At 75.4% G+C, this 17,305-nt stretch carries 18 protein-coding genes; 13 read left to right on the top strand and 5 right to left on the bottom strand.

Features of this window, described 5'->3' with window-relative positions; translation table 11 throughout:
- The first annotated feature begins 16 nt into the window (after window positions 1-16).
- Window positions 17-757: an ArsR/SmtB family transcription factor gene (locus ACFYPD_RS07335; protein ID WP_387109973.1), complete on the top strand. Its 741-nt coding sequence runs from the start codon at window positions 17-19 to the stop codon at window positions 755-757.
- Between the two features lie 213 nt (window positions 758-970).
- A complete protein-coding gene (locus ACFYPD_RS07330; RefSeq protein WP_387109971.1) occupies window positions 971-2,734 on the top strand; it encodes a DEAD/DEAH box helicase in 1,764 nt (587 codons plus the stop codon).
- A gap of 77 nt (window positions 2,735-2,811) precedes the next feature.
- Here the strand turns inward: ACFYPD_RS07330 and lon are convergent, their stop codons facing one another.
- Window positions 2,812-5,148: an endopeptidase La gene (gene lon, locus ACFYPD_RS07325; RefSeq protein WP_387109969.1), complete on the bottom strand. Its 2,337-nt coding sequence runs from the start codon at window positions 5,146-5,148 to the stop codon at window positions 2,812-2,814.
- Window positions 5,149-5,393: 245 nt separating this feature from the next.
- Here lon and ACFYPD_RS07320 point away from each other — a divergent pair, with 245 nt between their 5' ends.
- Window positions 5,394-5,741: an Lsr2 family protein gene (locus tag ACFYPD_RS07320; protein WP_387109967.1), complete on the top strand. Its 348-nt coding sequence runs from the start codon at window positions 5,394-5,396 to the stop codon at window positions 5,739-5,741.
- Window positions 5,742-5,925: 184 nt separating this feature from the next.
- Window positions 5,926-6,771: a hypothetical protein gene (locus ACFYPD_RS07315; RefSeq protein WP_387109965.1), complete on the top strand. Its 846-nt coding sequence runs from the start codon at window positions 5,926-5,928 to the stop codon at window positions 6,769-6,771.
- Between the two features lie 82 nt (window positions 6,772-6,853).
- On the opposite strand, the gene ACFYPD_RS07310 is transcribed toward ACFYPD_RS07315, so the two are convergent.
- On the bottom strand, window positions 6,854-8,188 hold the full coding sequence (locus tag ACFYPD_RS07310) for a hypothetical protein (RefSeq protein ID WP_387109963.1): 1,335 nt from the start codon (window positions 8,186-8,188) through the stop codon (window positions 6,854-6,856).
- Between the two features lie 268 nt (window positions 8,189-8,456).
- Complete coding sequence (locus tag ACFYPD_RS07305) at window positions 8,457-9,323, bottom strand: hypothetical protein (protein ID WP_387109961.1); 867 nt, start codon at window positions 9,321-9,323, stop codon at window positions 8,457-8,459.
- A gap of 122 nt (window positions 9,324-9,445) precedes the next feature.
- On the opposite strand from ACFYPD_RS07305, the gene ACFYPD_RS07300 reads away from it, so the two are divergent.
- The 8 genes from ACFYPD_RS07300 (at window position 9,446) to ACFYPD_RS07265 (ending at window position 14,229) form a co-directional block, all read left to right on the top strand.
- Window positions 9,446-10,057 (top strand): GNAT family N-acetyltransferase, encoded by a 612-nt coding sequence (locus ACFYPD_RS07300; RefSeq protein WP_387109959.1) that lies wholly within the window; start codon window positions 9,446-9,448, stop codon window positions 10,055-10,057.
- Window positions 10,058-10,067: 10 nt separating this feature from the next.
- Entirely contained in the window at window positions 10,068-11,153 is a 1,086-nt protein-coding gene (locus tag ACFYPD_RS07295) for a DICT sensory domain-containing protein (RefSeq protein WP_387109957.1), read from the top strand.
- Between the two features lie 82 nt (window positions 11,154-11,235).
- Entirely contained in the window at window positions 11,236-11,424 is a 189-nt protein-coding gene (locus ACFYPD_RS07290) for a hypothetical protein (protein WP_387109955.1), read from the top strand.
- Between the two features lie 12 nt (window positions 11,425-11,436).
- The gene (locus tag ACFYPD_RS07285) at window positions 11,437-11,829 is read left to right on the top strand and encodes an Asp23/Gls24 family envelope stress response protein (RefSeq protein WP_387109953.1); all 393 of its coding nucleotides are present in this window, start codon (window positions 11,437-11,439) and stop codon (window positions 11,827-11,829) included.
- A gap of 28 nt (window positions 11,830-11,857) precedes the next feature.
- The gene (locus ACFYPD_RS07280) at window positions 11,858-12,376 is read left to right on the top strand and encodes a DUF6286 domain-containing protein (protein ID WP_387109951.1); all 519 of its coding nucleotides are present in this window, start codon (window positions 11,858-11,860) and stop codon (window positions 12,374-12,376) included.
- The gene (locus ACFYPD_RS07275) at window positions 12,373-12,924 is read left to right on the top strand and encodes a hypothetical protein (RefSeq protein WP_387109949.1); all 552 of its coding nucleotides are present in this window, start codon (window positions 12,373-12,375) and stop codon (window positions 12,922-12,924) included. Before ACFYPD_RS07280 ends, ACFYPD_RS07275 begins: the two co-directional genes overlap by 4 nt.
- A gap of 82 nt (window positions 12,925-13,006) precedes the next feature.
- Entirely contained in the window at window positions 13,007-13,723 is a 717-nt protein-coding gene (locus tag ACFYPD_RS07270; RefSeq protein ID WP_387109947.1) for a helical backbone metal receptor, read from the top strand.
- Between the two features lie 137 nt (window positions 13,724-13,860).
- Complete coding sequence (locus ACFYPD_RS07265) at window positions 13,861-14,229, top strand: FKBP-type peptidyl-prolyl cis-trans isomerase (protein ID WP_387109945.1); 369 nt, start codon at window positions 13,861-13,863, stop codon at window positions 14,227-14,229.
- Between the two features lie 60 nt (window positions 14,230-14,289).
- Here ACFYPD_RS07265 and ACFYPD_RS07260 read toward each other — a convergent pair whose 3' ends face one another.
- Complete coding sequence (locus ACFYPD_RS07260; protein ID WP_387109943.1) at window positions 14,290-14,643, bottom strand: STAS domain-containing protein; 354 nt, start codon at window positions 14,641-14,643, stop codon at window positions 14,290-14,292.
- A 185-nt stretch (window positions 14,644-14,828) separates the two neighbouring features.
- Here ACFYPD_RS07260 and ACFYPD_RS07255 point away from each other — a divergent pair, with 185 nt between their 5' ends.
- Window positions 14,829-15,848: an SMP-30/gluconolactonase/LRE family protein gene (locus tag ACFYPD_RS07255; RefSeq protein WP_387109941.1), complete on the top strand. Its 1,020-nt coding sequence runs from the start codon at window positions 14,829-14,831 to the stop codon at window positions 15,846-15,848.
- Between the two features lie 105 nt (window positions 15,849-15,953).
- Here the strand turns inward: ACFYPD_RS07255 and ACFYPD_RS07250 are convergent, their stop codons facing one another.
- Complete coding sequence (locus tag ACFYPD_RS07250) at window positions 15,954-17,225, bottom strand: Ig-like domain-containing protein (protein ID WP_387109939.1); 1,272 nt, start codon at window positions 17,223-17,225, stop codon at window positions 15,954-15,956.
- Window positions 17,226-17,305: the final 80 nt, after the last annotated feature.

Raw genomic sequence — 17,305 nt, 5'->3', positions numbered from 1 at the left:
GTGCCAGCATTGCCGCATGACCACCCCCACCGACGGCCGCACGCTGGCCGGGCTCGCCGCGCTGCTCGCCGACCCGACCCGCGCCGGCTTCTGCCTCGCCCTGCTCGACGGGCGGGCCTGGACGGCGGGCGAACTGGCCCGGTCCGCCGGGGTGGCCCCGTCCACCGCGAGCGACCACCTCACCCGGCTGGTCCGGGGCGGGCTGCTGGCCGAGGAGCGGCAGGGCCGGCACCGGTACGTCCGCCTCGCCGACCCGTCGGTGGCCCAGCTCATCGAGGACCTGGCCGGACGGGCGCCCGCCCCGGTGGCCCCGCCCCGCACGTTGCGCGCCGCGTCGGCCCAGGCCTCCCTCGCGTACGCCCGGACCTGCTACGACCACCTGGCCGGCCGGCTGGGCGTGCTGGTGCACGACGCCCTGCTGGCCCGGGGCGTGCTCGACCGCGCCGGCGGCCTGGCGCTGACCCCGACCGGGATCACCTGGCTGACCGACCTCGGCGTGCCCGTCGAGCCGCTGCGCGCCGGCCGGCGGCCACTGGTCCGGGACTGCCTGGACTGGACCGAGCGCCGCCCCCACCTGGCCGGCGCGCTCGGCGCCGCCCTGTGCCGGCACTTCCTCGACGTCGGCTGGACCGCCCGCGGCGCCGGCCGGGCCGTCCGCCTCACCCCGGCCGGTCGCCCCGCCCTGGCCGCGGCCCTCGCGCTCGACCCGGCCGCCCTCGCCCCGCCCTCCCGCGACACCGGCCCCGCCCGCGCCTGAGCCCGGCCGTCGCCGCCTTGATCGGCTCCGGCTCGGCCGGGTGGCGGTGCTCCGGCCGGTGCGATGCCGCCACCTCGCCCAGCTGGCGACCGGCCCCGGGCCAGGGCCAGGCGGCCTCGCGGGGGGCCGGCCGGATCAGCCTCGACGTGGTGGGGGCGACGGTTTGCGACGGTCGCCGCGACGGCCGGGTGGCGATGATGAAAGGCTTGTCCCATGAGTTCCGCACCAACCCCGACCGATCCCGCCCACCCCGCCGAGGACGAGGCCGCCGCCTTCACGGACCTCGGGCTGCGCACCGAACTGCTGAACGCGCTGGCCGTCCTCGGCTACGAGGAGCCGACCCCGATCCAGCGGGAGGCGATCCCGCCGCTGCTCGCCGGCCAGGATCTGCTGGGGCAGGCCGCGACCGGCACCGGCAAGACCGCGGCGTTCGCCCTGCCGCTGCTCCAGCGGATGCCCGACGACCGTTCCGGCGGGGACCCGGTGTCGCTGGTGCTGGTGCCGACCCGGGAGCTTGCGGTGCAGGTCTCCGAGGCGTTCCACCGCTACGGCAAGGACCTGGGTGCCCGGGTGCTGCCGATCTACGGCGGCCAGCCGATCGGCCGGCAGCTGCGTGCCCTCGACGCCGGCGTGGACGTGGTGGTGGCGACGCCGGGCCGGGCGCTGGACCACATCGCCCGCGGCACCCTGCGGCTGGGCGCGCTGGCCACCGTGGTGCTGGACGAGGCGGACGAGATGCTCGACATGGGCTTCGCCGAGGACATCGAGGCGATCCTGGAGCACGCCCCGGCCGGCCGGCAGACCGTGCTCTTCTCGGCCACCATGCCGGCCCGGATCGACGGGCTGGCCCGCCAGCACCTGACCGACCCGGTGCGCATCCAGATCGAGCGCGAGCGGCCGGTCGCGGGCGAGGCGCCGCGGGTGCGGCAGAGCGCGTACATCGTCGCGCGGGCGCACAAGCCGGCGGCCCTGGGCCGGGTGCTGGACGTGGAGTCGCCCACCGCGGCGATCGTGTTCTGCCGCAGCCGGGAGGAGGTGGACCGGCTCACCGAGACGATGAACGGCCGGGGCTACCGGGCCGAGGCGCTGCACGGCGGGATGAGCCAGGAGCAGCGCGACCGGGTGATGGGCCGGCTGCGGTCGGGCACCGCCGACCTGTTGGTCGCCACCGACGTGGCGGCCCGCGGGCTGGACGTGGAGCAGCTCACCCACGTGGTCAACTACGACGTCCCGTCGGCGCCCGAGTCGTACGTGCACCGGATCGGCCGGGTGGGCCGGGCCGGCCGGGAGGGCGTGGCGATCACCCTGGCCGAGCCGCGCGAGCACCGGATGCTCAAGACCATCGAGCGGGTCACCGGCCAGCGGATCGCGGTCGACAAGATCCCCACGGTGGCGGACCTGCGTACCCGGCGGCTGGAGCTGACCCAGGCGGCGCTGCGGGAGTCGCTGCTGGAGGACGACCTGGAGCCGTTCCGGGCGATCGTCGAGTCGCTGACCGACGAGTTCGACCTCATGGAGGTCGCGCTGGCTGCCGTGCGGCTGGCCCACGAGGCCACCCTGCCCGGCACGGCCGACGAGGACGAGGAGATCCCGCAGGTCGCGGTCCGCCCGTCGCGCGAGCCCCGACCCGGGTACGACAGCCGGGACCGGCGGGGCGGCGCGCGTCCCCGCTCCGGCGGCACCACGCAGGTCTTCATCGGCCTGGGCCGGCGCGCCGGGGTACGCCCGCAGGACCTGGTCGGGGCGATCACCGGGGAGACCGGGGTCAGCGGCCGGGACATCGGCTCGATCGAGATCGCCGACCGGTTCTCCCTGGTCGAGGTCCCGTACGGGGTCGCCGACGAGGTGATCCAGGGGCTGCGCGGCAGCACCATCAAGGGCCGCAAGGCCACGGTGCGCCGGGACCGCGACCGGGACGCCGATGGCGGCGACCGCCGCTTCGACGGCGACCGCCGGGAGCGCCGCGACCGCCGCTGAGCGCGGAAGCTCTCCTCCTGACACGGGAAGCCCCCACCGTCCTCGGGGACGGCGGGGGCTTCCGCGTGCGGGTCCGGTCAGGCCGCGGCGAGCGGCTGGGTGCCCAGGGTCTCCGCGTCGACCTCGGCCGGGCGCAGCGCCAGGGCGAGCACGTCGGCGACGTCGGCGAGGGTGTGGACGGTCAGCGCCTCGCGGACCTCGGTGGGCAGGTCGTCCAGGTCCGGCTCGTTGCGCTTCGGGATGATCACCTCGGTCAGGCCGGCCCGGTGGGCGGCGAGCAGCTTCTGCTTCACGCCGCCGATGGGCAGCACCCGGCCGGAGAGGGTCACCTCGCCGGTCATCCCGAACTCGGGGCGGACCGGCCGGCCGGTCACCAGCGACGCCAGCGCGGTGACCATCGTGATCCCGGCGCTGGGGCCGTCCTTGGGCACTGCGCCCGCCGGGAAGTGCACGTGGATCCGCCGCCCGGCGAGGGCGTTCGGGTCGATGCCGAGGCGTCGCCCGTTGGAGCGCAGGTACGACAGCGCGATGTGCGCCGACTCCTTCATGACGTCGCCGAGCTGGCCGGTGAGGGTCAGCCCCGGCTCGCCCTCCATGCTGGTCGCCTCGATGAACAGCACGTCCCCGCCGGCGCCGGTGACCGCCAGGCCGGTGGCCACGCCGGGCACGGCCGTCCGCTCGGCCGACTCCGGCGTGAACTTGGGCCGGCCCAGGTAGCGGGCGAGGTTGTCGGTGTCGACGCGGACCGGCGCCGGGTCGGACGTCAGCGCCACGGTGACCTTGCGCAGGATCTTCGCCAGGGCCCTTTCGAGCTGCCGCACGCCGGCCTCGCGGGTGTACTCCCCCGCGATCAGCGCCAGCGCGCCGTCGCTGACGGTGACCTCCTCGGCGGTCAGCCCGGCCCGCTCCCGCTGCCGGGGCAGCAGGTGGTCCCGGGCGATGGCCACCTTCTCGTCCTCGGTGTAGCCGTCCAGGGTGACCAGCTCCATCCGGTCCAGCAGCGGGCCGGGGATGCTCTCCACCACGTTGGCGGTCGCCAGGAAGAGCACGTCGGACAGGTCGAGGTCGACCTCCAGGTAGTGGTCCCGGAAGGTGTGGTTCTGCGCCGGGTCGAGCACCTCCAGCAGGGCCGCGGCCGGGTCGCCGGAGTAGCCGACGGCCAGCTTGTCGACCTCGTCGAGGAGCACCACCGGGTTCATCGAGCCGGCCTCGCGCAGCGCGCGGACGATCCGGCCGGGCAGCGCGCCGACGTAGGTGCGTCGGTGGCCGCGGATCTCCGCCTCGTCGCGGACGCCGCCGAGGGAGACGCGAACGAAGGTGCGGCCGAGCGCTCGCGCGACGGACTCACCGAGGCTGGTCTTGCCGACGCCGGGCGGGCCGGCCAGGGCGAGCACCGCGCCGGAGCCACGGCCGCCGACCACGCCGAGGTTGCGCTCGGCGCGCCGGTTGCGCACCGCCAGGTACTCCAGGATGCGGTCCTTCACATCGGCCAGGCCGGCGTGGTCGGCGTCCAGCACCGCACGCGCCGCGGCCAGGTCGGTGTTGTCCTCGGTACGCGCGTTCCACGGCATCTCGAGGACGGTGTCCAGCCAGGTCCGGATCCAGCCCGCCTCCGGCGAGGCGTCGCTGGCCCGCTCCAGCTTGCCGACCTCGCGCAGGGCCGCCTCGCGGACCTTCTCGGGCAGGTCGGCCGACTCCACCCGGGAGCGGTAGTCGGCGGAGCCGTCCGGCTCGTCCTCGCCGAGTTCCTTGCGGATCGCGGCGAGCTGCTGGCGGAGCAGGAACTCGCGCTGCGACTTCTCCAGCCCCTCGCGGACGTCGCTGTTGATCCGCTCGGTGACCTCCTGCTCGGCCAGGTGGTCCTTCACCCAGCCGACCAGCAGTTCCAGCCGGGCGGTGACGTCCGGGGCGGCGAGCAGCTCGGTCTTCTGCTCCAGGGTCAGCCAGGGCGCGTAGCCGGCCGCGTCGGCCAGCTCGGAGAGGTCGGTCATCCGCTCCATGGCGTCGATGACCTGCCACGCGCCGCGCTCCTGGAGGACCGAGGTCATCAGCGCGCGGTACTCGCGGGCGAGTTCCCGGGCCCGGCCGGCCGGGGCGGGTTCGTCGAGGGTGGTCGCTTCGACCCAGAGGGCGGCGCCCGGTCCGGGCACGCCGGAGCCGATCCGGGCCCGGGCGAGGCCGCGGACCACGGCGGCCGGCTCGCCGCTGGGCAGCCGACCCACCTTCTCGATGGTGGCGATCACGCCGACCGAGCCGTACTCGCCGTCGAGGCGGGGCACGGCGAGCAGCGTCTTGTCGCCGCTGGCGCGGGCCGCGTCGACCGCGGCCTGGGTGGTCGGGTCGAGGGTCACCGGGATGACCATGCCGGGCAGCAGGACGGCGTCGGTCAGAGGAAGTACCGGAAGAGTTGCCATCGAACACTTGCTATCGCGTTGAGTTGAGCGTGTCAGGCTCAAGTAACAAACCGTCTCCCTTGTTCCGGCTTGTGACCCACGCCACTGCCGCCGCGCCGCCGAGCCCGCCGCGCGCGTGAAGACGCATTTGACGGCGCGCGGATAACCCGACCCGCCGAATGGCCAAGGACGGGTATTGTTGCGAAATTGCCGCGAGATACGTCAAACTCATAGCCACACCCCGCCCGACACAGGGAGTAATGGCGATGGCAAGGAAAGTAATCACCGTTCTGACCGACGACCTCGACGGCGGAAAGGCCGATCGGACCGTCGAGTTCAGCCTGGACGGCGTGGCGTACACGATCGACGTCTCCGACGAGAACGCCGGCGTCCTGCGCAAGGCGCTGGACCCGTACATCAGCGCTGGCCGGCGGATCGGGCGCGGCCCGGTGGAGGCCGGTCGCGCCACGCGTGGGGGCTCCCGCCCGAGCACCTCGGGAATGGACCGCGAGCAGAACCGCGCCATCCGGGAATGGGCCGTCAAGAACGGCTACGAGATTTCCGAGCGAGGCCGCATCCCCGTCTCCGTGGTGGAGGCCTACAAGAACCGCTGAGCCCTCCCGGTTCACCGTCGGGCACCCCGGGGTCACGCTGAGAAATCGGCGCGACCCCGGTCGGCTTTTCCCGGCGTTAACAATTTTCAGCCGGGTGGGGTGTCCCGGCAGCCAACTTCGTCCCGCGTCGGCCCTCCGGAAGGCCCGCGCTCCCCGACCCGGGAGTCCATCGGTGCACGTCAGCATGACGACCAGCGCCGGCACCGCCGGCCGGCCGAACGAGGACTTCGCCGGCGCCGTGCCCGGCGCCGCGGTGCTGCTCGACGGCGCCGGCATCCCGGGGACCGACTCGATCTGCTCCCACGGCGTCGCCTGGTACACCCACCGGCTCGGCGGCGCGCTGCTCGGCCGGCTGTCGCGCGGCGACGGGCGCGGCCTCCCGACGGTCCTCGCCGACGCGATCGACGAGATCGCCGCCGAGCACCGCGGCACCTGCCACATCACGAACCCCGGCAGCCCGCAGGCTACCGTGGCCATCGTCCGCGCCCACCGGGGCCGCCTGGACCATCTCGTGCTCGCGGACTCCTTCCTCGTCCTCGGCCAGGTCCGCGGTGGCCCGCAGGTCGTCACCGACGAGCGCGAGGTCACGGCCCGGCACATCTGCGCGGCGCCGCTGGACGGCATCCCGCGGGGTACGCCGGAGTACGACCGCATCCGCGCCTCCTGTGCCGAGGCGCTGCGCGCCCGTCGGAACCAGCCGGGCGGCTACTGGATCGCCAAGGACGATCCGCACGCGGCGGAGGAAGCGGTGACCGGCAGCCGGCCCCTGCGCGAGCTGGACAGTGTCGCGCTGCTCAGCAACGGCGCCAGCCGCATCGTCAGCCCGTACGGCCTGACCGACTGGCCCGGCCTGCGGGAACTGCTCGCCGCCGACGGGCCGGCCGAGGTCGTCCGCCGCGTGCGACGGGCCGAAGCCGACAGCCCGGTCGGCCCCGCCGCGCCGGTACCGGACGACGCCACGGTCGTGCACTGCACCGACCTGGCCCGCTTCGAGGTCGGCGACGCGACCGGGCCGGCCGGGCGCAGCTGAGGCCGGCCACCCATCCGGAAGGGCGCGCACGGAACGGCCGGAGCCGCCTGCGGTATGCCCGGGCGGCTCCGGCCGTCGGCGCTCAGTTGACCTGGATCCGCACCACGTCGATGGCGGGGGTCTGGTTGGCCCGCTCCATCATCGGGATGCGGTGCGAGCCGTCACCGGCCCAGACCGCGCACTGCGCGAGGCCCGACTGGGGCAGACCGGGGATCTGGATGGTCACCTGGTCGGCCTGGTTGCTGCCGCCGCCGTCCTCGGTCGCCACGAAGAACGCCGGAACGTCCTGTGGGTTCGACGGTGCCGCCTCGGTGGTCTGCAGCATCCGGCAGGCGGTGTGGAAGTGTCCGCGGACCAGGCCCTGGTCGTTGAGCAGCGAGCTTTCCACGTAGTAGCCGCCCTGGCCGGCGGCCAGGAACCGGTCGCGGATCAGGTTGCGGGTGGAGACCCGCAGGCTGAACGGCTGGTTGGCCTGCACCTCCTCAGGGAAGTCGGTGATCAGCAGCGACGGGTTGTTGGCCGCCGCGCCGACCTCACCGAAGGCGGTGCTGACACAGCGGTCGCCCTTCTGGAAGCCGTCGTGCGGCTCGAGCTTGGTCTTCGAGCAGTCGTTCGCCAGGACGCCGAGGGCATTCCCGCCGTTGTTGCCGCCGTTCTGACCGCCGCCGTTCTGACCGCCGTTGTTCCCGCCGTTCTGACCGCCGTTGTTCCCGCCGGTCTGACCGCCGCCGTTCTGACCGCCGCTGTTCCCGCCGGTCTGACCGCCGCCGTTCTGGCCACCATTGTTCGCACCGCCGTTGTTATTCGAGGCGAGGGTGCACTTCGCGAGCTGGTCCAGGCCCTGCGGGCGCTGGGCGACGCGGTCGATCGCGGTGACAATGCGGTTGATCGTCGCCTTCCGCTTGTCCTCGAGCGGGCGCAGGACGGAATTGTTGATGAAGTTCTGGCCCTTGCGCCCCTCGGCGGCCAGCCGGCGGTTGGCCTCGTCGATCTGCTTCTGCAGCAGGGCCAGGTTACGGTCCACCTCGGCACGCGCCTGATCCGGCACCTGCGGAAGCTTGCCGGCCACGTCGGGGCAGTTCACCGTCGAGCCGAGCGTGTTCACCGGGGCGTTGCCACCCTTGACCGCCTGGCACTCGGCCGCGGACATCTGCCCGTCACCCCAGTGGTTGCGCACCCAGCGACCGTTCTGCCAGGTCCGGGTGGTGCTGCCCCGGCCGTCCGGCGCGGTGGCCCCCGGGCTCGGGGCCACGCAGGACGCCGAGGCGGTACGGACGGTGGTCCGCCGGTCCTGGGCGGACGAGATCTGGGTGACGGCGACGATTCCGCCGAAGACCGCGAGCGTGCCGACCACGGCCAGCAGACGCTTGCTCCGCGCGTTACCGGATGACCGGCGCGCCCGTGTGGACCTGCGCATCGAATTGCTCTCCTTCTCGATCCGGTAGTTGACTGGTGACCCCGGCGGACCGATGGATTTCGGGGTAAGGATCACTGCGACGTTCCGGTCGCACGTCGATGACCGACGATGCCCTTTCCGCACCGTCCCCGCGCCGTCCGGCGCGGCGGGGAAGATCTGCGTCCATTCCCGCTTAGGTACGGAGCGAGGGCGGCGAAGGTTCAACCGGGGATCGGGAGAATTCGCGGCGACGTCCGGGGCGGCCGGACGCGGCCGCGGAACGCCCGGGTCAGTCGACGCAGAGGTGGTCGAAGGCGAAGCCGCCGTCGAACTCGTCACGCCGGGCGGCCAGCCGCCGGATCTGCCCGCGCAACTCGTCCCGGTCCATCAGGGACGGTCCGGCGGCGTCCAGGTCGCGCAGCCGCTCCCCGATCGCCACGGCGGCCAGGTCCTCGGCGAGCCGGCCCGGGTCCACGCCGCAGGAGAAGCGCTGGGCAACCAGGTGAACCCGCTCGACCAGGCACCGGCCGGGCCGCACCTCGACCCAGCTCCAGCCCTCGGCCGGGCCGTCCGTCCAGCGCACGTGCAGCCCGCGGACGATCGGGTCGGCGAGCCGGCGCTCCACGTACGCCTCGACGGCGGCGGCACGGGTCAGCGCCCCGAGGTCGTTGACCGGCCCGGGCCGGCCGTCCGGGAGCCGGCCGACGATGTCCCGGAACCCGACGGCGTCGCCGGTGTCCGGGTCGGTGCCGGCGGCGTAGCCGCGTGCGTCGATGACGTACTCGACGAGGCGGCGGGCGTGCTCGGCGGCGCGCAACGTCGGCGACTCGACCCGCAGCAGCGGCAGCCCGACCGCGGCGCAGACCGCGCTGGTCATCCGTTCGGCCCGGCGGGCCGGCGACCCGGCGGGCGCAGGCGGGGCGAACTGCACGGCGAACAGCGGCAGGCCGGTGTCGGCGGCGCAGACCACCTGGTCGAGGCCCTCGCGGCCGGCGGTGCTCCACTGGTGCCCGGTGACGCCCGGCGGCCGGCCCTGCACCAGCTCACCGAGCCGCCGGGCCGGATACCCGACCTGGCCGGCGCGGCTGAGCTGCGGCGCGCCCCCGGGCGGGATCGGACGCAGCCAGGAGGTGGCCACCCTGCCGGTGCTCGTCATCTCGCCAGTTCCATCCGTCGCTCGGTCGACGCCCGAGTCTAGGGCGTCGATCATGGCGTTCGCCTCCGCGGTGCGGCGGAATCCGGTTGCCCGGACCGGCCGGGACCGGTGGAATCGCCCGTGTGGCGATCTTCCTGACCACCGAACGGCTGGTGCTGCGCGAGTTCACCCCGGACGACACCCCGCTCCTGACCGAGCTGGACGGCGACCCGGCGGTGATGCGCTACCTGACCGGCGGCCGGCCCACCCCGGCCGGCGAGATCCGCGACCGGGTGCTGCCGGCCATGCTGGCCGCGTACCGCAGGCCGCCGGGGCTCGGTTGGTGGGCGGCGGAGCGGCGGGCCGACGGGGGCTTCCTCGGCTGGTTCGAGTTCCGACCGCTGCGCGACGGCGACCCCCGCGAGGTGGAGCTGGGCTACCGCCTGCGCCGGGCCGCCTGGGGCGCCGGGTACGCCACCGAGGGCGCGCGGGCGCTGGTCGACCACGGCTTCACCACACTCGGCGTGGAGCGGGTGGTGGCAACCACCATGGCGGTCAACGCCGGGTCCCGCCGGGTGATGGCGAAGGCCGGGCTGGCGTACCGGCGGACGTTCCACCAGGACTGGCCGGAGGCGATCCCCGGCTCGGAACACGGCGAGGTGGAGTATGCGCTGACCCGTGTGGAGTGGGCCGCCCGCCGGCCGGCCACCGATCCCGACCCGTCGTCCGGTGCGCGCCGGGTGCCGGGCCCCTAGGCTCGGCCGGGTGCACAGCGGACGGAGCCCGGAGCGGCTGACCAAACGCAGTCTCGTCGCCGTCTCCCACGCCATCGAACGGGCCGCGCTGGCCGAGGCCGAGGACGGGCCGCTGGTCGTGTTCGCCCTCTTCCAGCGGCCGCCGTACTTCGCCCGGGAACGTGCGGTCTACCGGCGGATCGCCGCCCGGGCCGCGGTCACCGTGGTCGGAATGGTCGGCGGGCCCCCGCCGGACCTGCCCGCCGGGGCGTACCCGGTGGTGCTGGAGGAGACCGAGGAGCTGGCTCGGGAGTGGAGCGTGGTGGCGCTGACGCCGCGCTTCGGGGCGAGCCTGGTGGCGTACGACCGGGCGGAGGTGGCACCGGCGGAGACGCTGGAGGCGGGCCGCCTCTTCGACGGGCGCTGGGGTTTCCGCCGGGACGAGGCGCTGCACGACGTGCTCCGGCTGTGGGGACAGCTCGCCGAGCGGCTGCCCGCGCCGGCGCGGGCCGCGCTGGAGGCGGCGGTGGCGCGGGTGCGGGACATCCCGGCCGCGCCGGGCGAGGCCCGCGCCGAGGCGGCGCTGCGGCTGCTGGCCCGGCGGGGCGAGCGGGCGCACCCGATCGAGCCGGCGGACGGGCTGCTCGACGAGCCGGGGCTGCGCCGGTGGACCGGCGTGGACGGCGTGACCGCCTCGGGCACCCTGCCGGTGGCGCTGGTCGGCCTCCGGGTGGACGAGCCGGCCGGCGCACCGGAACGCTTCGGCCGCCGGGGCGCGGCGCGGGAGGGCCAGGCCGTGCTCGCGGCGGTCACCAGCGTGCTGAGCCCGGTCGACCGGGCGGTCCGCCTCGCCGACAACGAGTTCCAGCTGATCCTGCCCGGTCGGGACGAGGCGGCGGCGCTCGCCGTGGTGGGCCGGTTGCACAAGGCGGTGGGCGGGCTGGCCCACTCGTACCCGTTCGTCGCGTACTCGGTGCACGCTGCGGTCACCGTGACCGCCCGGCGGCCACTGCCGGTCGCCGACCTGCGGCACGCGGTGGAGTGGGCGGTGCGCCAGGGCGTACCCGTGGCTTCCCTGCCCTCGGAGCGGGTGCCCGTCTCCGCCGGGGCGGGCTGACCGCCGCGGCCGGAGGACTGCCCCGCCCGGAAACGGGTACGCCCCGCCGGTCCGGTCGATCGTGGCGGAGCGGGGGTGGGGCATGACGCGCGGGCAGTTCGGCTTCCTGGCCGGCTTCCTGGTGGTCGCGGTCTGGGCGCTGGGCGGCGCCGGGGCGGCGGCCGCCGCCACCGTGGCCGGCCTGGTGGGCTGGCTGCTGGTCCGGGTACGCGACGGCGACGTCAGCGTGCCGGGGCTCGCCGATCGGGCCACCGCCGACCGGCGCCGCTGAGGCGGGCCCGCGATGACCGGCACCCTGCCCCGGCGCGTCGCCGCCCCGCCCGCGCCGGTCACCTGGTCGGAGGAGTGGACCGCGGGGCTCGCCGAGGAGGCGGCGCGGCGCACCCCGGCCGTCACCGAGCCGGTGGCCACGGTCCGCGTCGACGGCGCCGCCGTCCGGGTCGACCTGGACCTGGTGGTCGAGCACGGCGCGCCGCTGACCGCGGTGGCCCAGGCGGTCCGCCGCCGGGTCGCCGCCCGGATCGAGGCGCACACCGGGCTGACCGTCGAGGCGGTCACCGTCACGGTGGTCGACCTGCTGCTGCCCGGCGAGCCGACGAGCCCGGCGGTCGACCGGGACGACCGGAGCCGGCAGCGGGCCACGAGCCACGGCGCGGACGCGCGGGAGGCGACGTGAGCGCCGGCGGCGGAGAGCGGAGCGGGCCGTGCGCACGGTGAACCGGGTCGCCACCCTGCTGCTCGCCGTGGCCCTGCTGGCCGGCGGGGTGCTGGTGGCCGTCGCGGGGCTGCTGGCCGCGCTGGACCGCCCCGGTCCCCTGCCGGCCGGGTGGTCGGCCACGCTGACCACGGTCCGCTGGCAGGACGCCCCGGTGCGCGGGATCGCCGCCGCCGTCACCCTGCTGGGCCTCCTGCTGCTCGGCGCCGAGCTGCGCCGGTGGCGGCCGACCCGGCTGCGGCTCGCCGACGACGACGGCTGGCACTTGCACCGCCGCTCGGTGGAGCGGCGGCTGGCCCGGGCGGTCCGGTCGGTGCCGAGCGTCCGCCGGGCCCGGGTCCGCGTCCGCCGGCGTGGGGACGCCTGGCGACCCCGGGTGACCGCCACCGGCGACCCGGCGGCCCGGGCCGACGTCGAGTTCGCGCTGCGCCGGGAGCTGGACCGGCTGGCCGCGCCTCGCCGCGACCCGATCGAGGTCCGGCTCGTCCCCGCCCGGCGGACGCCGTGAGCAACGCCGCCCACCGGCTGCTGTGGACGGTGCTCGCCCTGCTGCTCGTGGCGGCGGGCGGCGCCGCGTCGGCGGTCGGGGCGGGCCGGCTGCCCGGCGGTGGCGTGCCGCTGATCGGGGCCGGGCCGGTGAGCTGGTGGCGGGCCGGCGCGCCGTGGAGCGCCCTCGCGGCGGCCGTGGGCGGGCTGCTGCTCGCCCTGCTCGGGCAGCGGCTGCTCGCCGCCGGGCTGCGGGTGCCGGACCGGCTCGACGGCACGCTGGCGCACCCCGGCGACGGCGCCGGCCGGACCCGGGTGCCGAGCGGGGTGCTGACCGGCGTCCTGGAACGCGATCTGCTGCGGGCGCCCGGGGTCCGCCGGGCCCGGGTGGTGCTCACCGGCCCGGTCACCGGCCCGGACGTGTGGGTCGAGGTGCGCCTGGCCCCGTCCGCCGGGGTCGGCGCGGCCCGGGCACACGTCGACGCGGCGGTACGCCGGTTCGCCGCCACGGTCGGCTGCCGCCCCGCCCACCTGGACGTGACGGCTCTCGTCGACGAGGCGGCCGGCTGACCGGCCGCTCCACCGGTCCCGGCCCCCCCGCACGGACGACCGTCGATAGGCGACGATGGGCGGGGCGAGGGAGGGAGCCGTCGTGCGGGTGGTGTCGCTGGTCCCGTCGTTGACCGAGGCCGTGGCGCTGACCCGCCCCGAGGTGCTGGTGGGCGCCACCGACTGGTGCACCCACCCGGCCGGGCTGGACGTGGCCCGGGTGGGCGGGAGCAAGTATCCGGACCTGGACCGGGTGCGCGCGCTGCGGCCCGACCTGGTGCTGCTCAACGAGGAGGAGAACCGCCTCGCCGACGCGGACGCGCTGCGGGCGGCCGGCGTGCCCGTGCGGGTCACCTTTCCCCGTACCGTGCCGGAGGCGCTGACCCAGCTCGGCGAGCTGGTCGCCGCGCTCGGCGAGCCCGGCGAGCCGGACTGGCTGCGGGCCGCCCGCCGGGCCTGGACCGCGCCGCCCGTGCCGGCCATGCCGCGCGCGGCGGTGGTGCCGGTGTGGCGGCGCCCCTGGGTGGTGCTCGGCCGGGACACCTTCGCCGGTGACATGCTGCGCCGCCTCGGCGTCACCAACCGGTACGCCGACCACCCGGAGCGCTACCCCCGGCCCGGCCTGGACGAGCTGCGCGCCCGGGAACCGGAGCTGGTGGTGCTGCCGGACGAGCCCTACCGGTTCACGGCCGACGACGGGCCGGAGGCCTTCCCCGGCGTGCCGGCCGCGCTGGTCTCCGGCCGGCACCTCACCTGGTACGGGCCGTCGCTCGCCGAGGCTCCCGCACTGCTCGCCGCCCAGCTCGCCACGGCCGCCTGAGCCTGGTCCCGCAGGGCCGACGTGCCGCCGACCGCTCCCCTCCGCCACGCCGCGAACGGGGACCGACGCGTATCGGCCGGCCGCGATCCGGCAGGATCGACGGGGACCGCACCCGTCAGCACCGAGGAGACCTGCTCATGGAGAAGCCCGAGGTTGGCCCGATCGAGGGCGCGCCGCCCGCCGATCTCGTCATCGAGGACATCACGGTCGGCGACGGCCCGGAGGCCCGCCCCGGCCAGCTGGCCAGCGTGCACTACGTGGGCGTGGCCCACTCGACCGGCCGCGAGTTCGACGCGTCGTGGAACCGGGGTGACACGTTCGAGTTCCCGCTCGGCGGCGGCCAGGTCATCGCCGGCTGGGACCAGGGCGTGGTCGGCATGAAGGTGGGCGGCCGGCGCCGGCTGACCATCCCGCCGCACCTGGGCTACGGCGCCCGGGGCGCCGGTGGCGCCATCAAGCCGAACGAGACGCTGGTCTTCGTGGTGGACCTGGTCGGCGTGCGCTGACCCGCTGACCGTGGACAGGGCCGTCGGCGGCACGCCGGCGGCCCTGCGTCGTCCGGCCGGTCAGGCGGCGGCGCAGGTGACCAGTTCCCGGGCCGACTCGCGGATCGGCAGCACCCGGTGCAGGCCGGTGGCCCGCAGCACCCGGGCGACCACCGGGTCGGGGTCGACCAGCACCAGTTCGCCGCCGCGAGCCCGGACCCGCAGGTGGGCGGCGACCAGCGCGCGCACCCCGGCGGCGGAGAGCAGCCGCACGCCGGACAGGTCCAGCCGCAGCACCGGCCGTGCCGGCGCGGCCCAGAGCGCGGCCCGGAACGCGCCCACGGTGGCGATGTCGATCTCGCCGACCGCCCGCAGGTCCACCACGTGGTCGCTGACGCTCATCGCCACGTGGAACCGGTCACCGCACTCTCGCATGTCCCCGAACCTATCCCCCGCCACCGACACTTCCGGCCGCCCGCGGCGGGGTCCCGGGTAGGTCCCGGGTGGGACCCTGAGCGGCCTCCGGGTCATCCCGCATGCCGCCTGACGGGGGCGAACCCGCCGCAGTGACACGCCGCCGGGTACTCCCGGCCGGGGCATCGGCGGGGAAGAATGGCCGGATGGTCGTCCCCCGCCCGCGCGTGCCCCTGCTGATCCGGCCGGTCCGTGAGCCGGCCACCGTGCCACCGCCGCTGGACGGGCCGTGGGCCCCCACCGACGTGCGGCTGGACCGGGCCGACCTGCTGCCGCTGCCCGACGGCGCGCACGGCCCGGAGGACGTGCTGATCGACCCGGACGGCCGGGTGGTCAGCGGCGACGAGGACGGCCGGCTCTGGTGGTGGCCGGCGGACGCCCCGGCCGGCACCCGCCCCACGCTGCTCGCCGAGACCGGCGGCAGGCCGCTCGGTATCGAGCTGGACCCGGTCGACGGCGGGCTGGTGGTCTGCGACGCCTACCGGGGGCTGCTGCGGGTCACGCCGGACGGGGCGGTGCACGAGCTGACCGGCACGGGGTCGCCGGTGCACCTGGCCGACAACGCGGCGGTGGCCCGGGACGGCACGATCTACTTCACCGACTCCTCGGACCGGTTCCCGCTCTCGCACTGGAAGCGGGACCTGCTGGAGCACCGGCCCAACGGCCGGGTGCTGGCGTACGACCGGCGGACCGGGCACACCGAGGTGGTGGCGGCCGGGCTCTACTTCCCCAACGGGGTGGCGCTCACCCCGGACGAGTCGGCGCTGATGCTGGTCGAGACGGCCACCCACCGGCTGCTCCGGGTGGACCTGCCCGACGGCCGGGCCACCGTGCTGGCCGACCTGCCGGCCTACCCGGACAACGTCTCGGCCGTCGGCGACGGGACCTACTGGATCGCGTTGCCCAGCCCCCGGCTGCCCATCATGGAGAAGCTGCTGCCGCATCCCCGGGTGCGCCAGCTCGTCGCCCTGCTGCCGGGGGCCGTGCAGCCGCAGCCCCGCCGCTACGGGCTGGTCGCGCTGGTGGACGGGACCGGGCGGGTGCTGCGCACCCTGCACGGCCCCAGCGGGGCGTACCCGATGGTCACCGGCGTGCGGCAGCACGGGCGGCGCCTCTGGCTGGGCAGCCTGACCGCGACGGGCGCGGCCCGGGTCGACCTCGACTGAGCCCACGCGGAGCCGGCCGGCGGTGTCCGGTCGACCTGGACCGAGCCGGCGCGGGGCCGGCCCGCATCCTTCGCGGGCCGGCCCCGGCCGTTCCTCCCCCTGTGGTCAGCCGCCGCTGTTGCTCTTGGACGGGGCGGGGGCGGGCGCCGATCCGCCGGCCACCGCGCCCGGGTGCGGCGTGGCGACGTGGGTGGGCTTCAGCCCGGCCGGTACGGGCAGCGCGCTGCCCTTGATGAACTCGTCCCAGCCGACGTTCCAGGCCGTGAAGCCATTGCCCTGATCCAGCTTCACCTCGGTGCCCTTGATGGTCACCAGGTCGCCGACGTGGGTGACGCCCATCAGCCAGTCCGCGGCCGCCGCGGAGACGTTGGTGCAGCCGTGTGAGGTGTTGGTAAAGCCCTGCTCCCCCTCCGACCACGGGGCGGAGTGGATGAACTCGCCACCCCAGGTGAGCCGCTGGGCGTCATCGACGTCGACCACGTAGGGATCGGCCGAACCCCGGGTGTCGAAGGTGGTCCGGTCGAACTTCTCCATGATCACCATCTTGCCGCTGGAGGTGGGCGTGCTCGACTTGCCCATGCTCACCGGGACCTTGCGGAGCAGCTTGCCCTCCTGGTAGACGGACATCTGCTTGGTGGCGTTGTCGATGTCGAGCGAGACCTGCCGGCCGATCGTGGAGGTCGCGCTGTGGTCGGCGTCGCCGATGGCGTCCTTGCCGATCGGCAGCCCCTGCAGCGCGCTCCGCACGCTGATCTTCGTGCCGGACTTCCAGTGGTCGGGCGCCCGGTACTCGACCTGCTTCCCATCGGACTCCCACGACCAGGCGCCCGGCTGCGGCGGGTCGGTCTTCACGAACAACCGGCGCTGCACGTCCGCTCTGGCCTCTTTCGGAATTGGCGGATCGAATGCGACGACCACCGGCATCGCCGTCCCGTACGTCTGATTACCGGTGAAATAGAGTTCGCTGGTGACGGCCGGTTTGGTGGATTTCGCCATCGTGGTGAAGGTCGTCTTCTGCGTGGTCGTCCGCCCGGAATCGCCGGTCGCGGTCACCTCCGCGGTGTACGTCCGCGCATTCTCCAACGGCCGGTCCGGCACCCAGCCCGACCCGTCCTCGCGCGGCTGCGCCGGCACCGGTCGGCCCTTGTCGTCGGTGAGTTTCACCCCGGTGACCTTGCCGCCGCTGACCGTGGTCCCCACCTCGGCGCTGACCGGCACGCCCTTCGTGCGGTCCGCCGGGCTCACGGTCACCGACGGCGCCGCGGCCGCCTTGCCGTGCTTCACGGCCTCCCTCTGGCCGGCGGTACACCCACCGACCACCAACGGTGTGGCTGCGATGGTTACCGCCAACAGCGTGAATCGCCGCCTCACGTCCATATTCCGCACCCCATTTCCGCTCCCCTTGGCTCACATTCTGTATGGCCCTCGGGGCGGCGTGGCGTATTCGGCGGAATTGC

It is taken from the genome of Micromonospora sp. NPDC005299, assembly GCF_042872345.1.
Taxonomy (GTDB): domain Bacteria; phylum Actinomycetota; class Actinomycetes; order Mycobacteriales; family Micromonosporaceae; genus Micromonospora.
The sequence above is the reverse complement of the archived record's forward strand: the minus strand, read 5'-3'. Positions and strand labels throughout refer to the sequence as shown.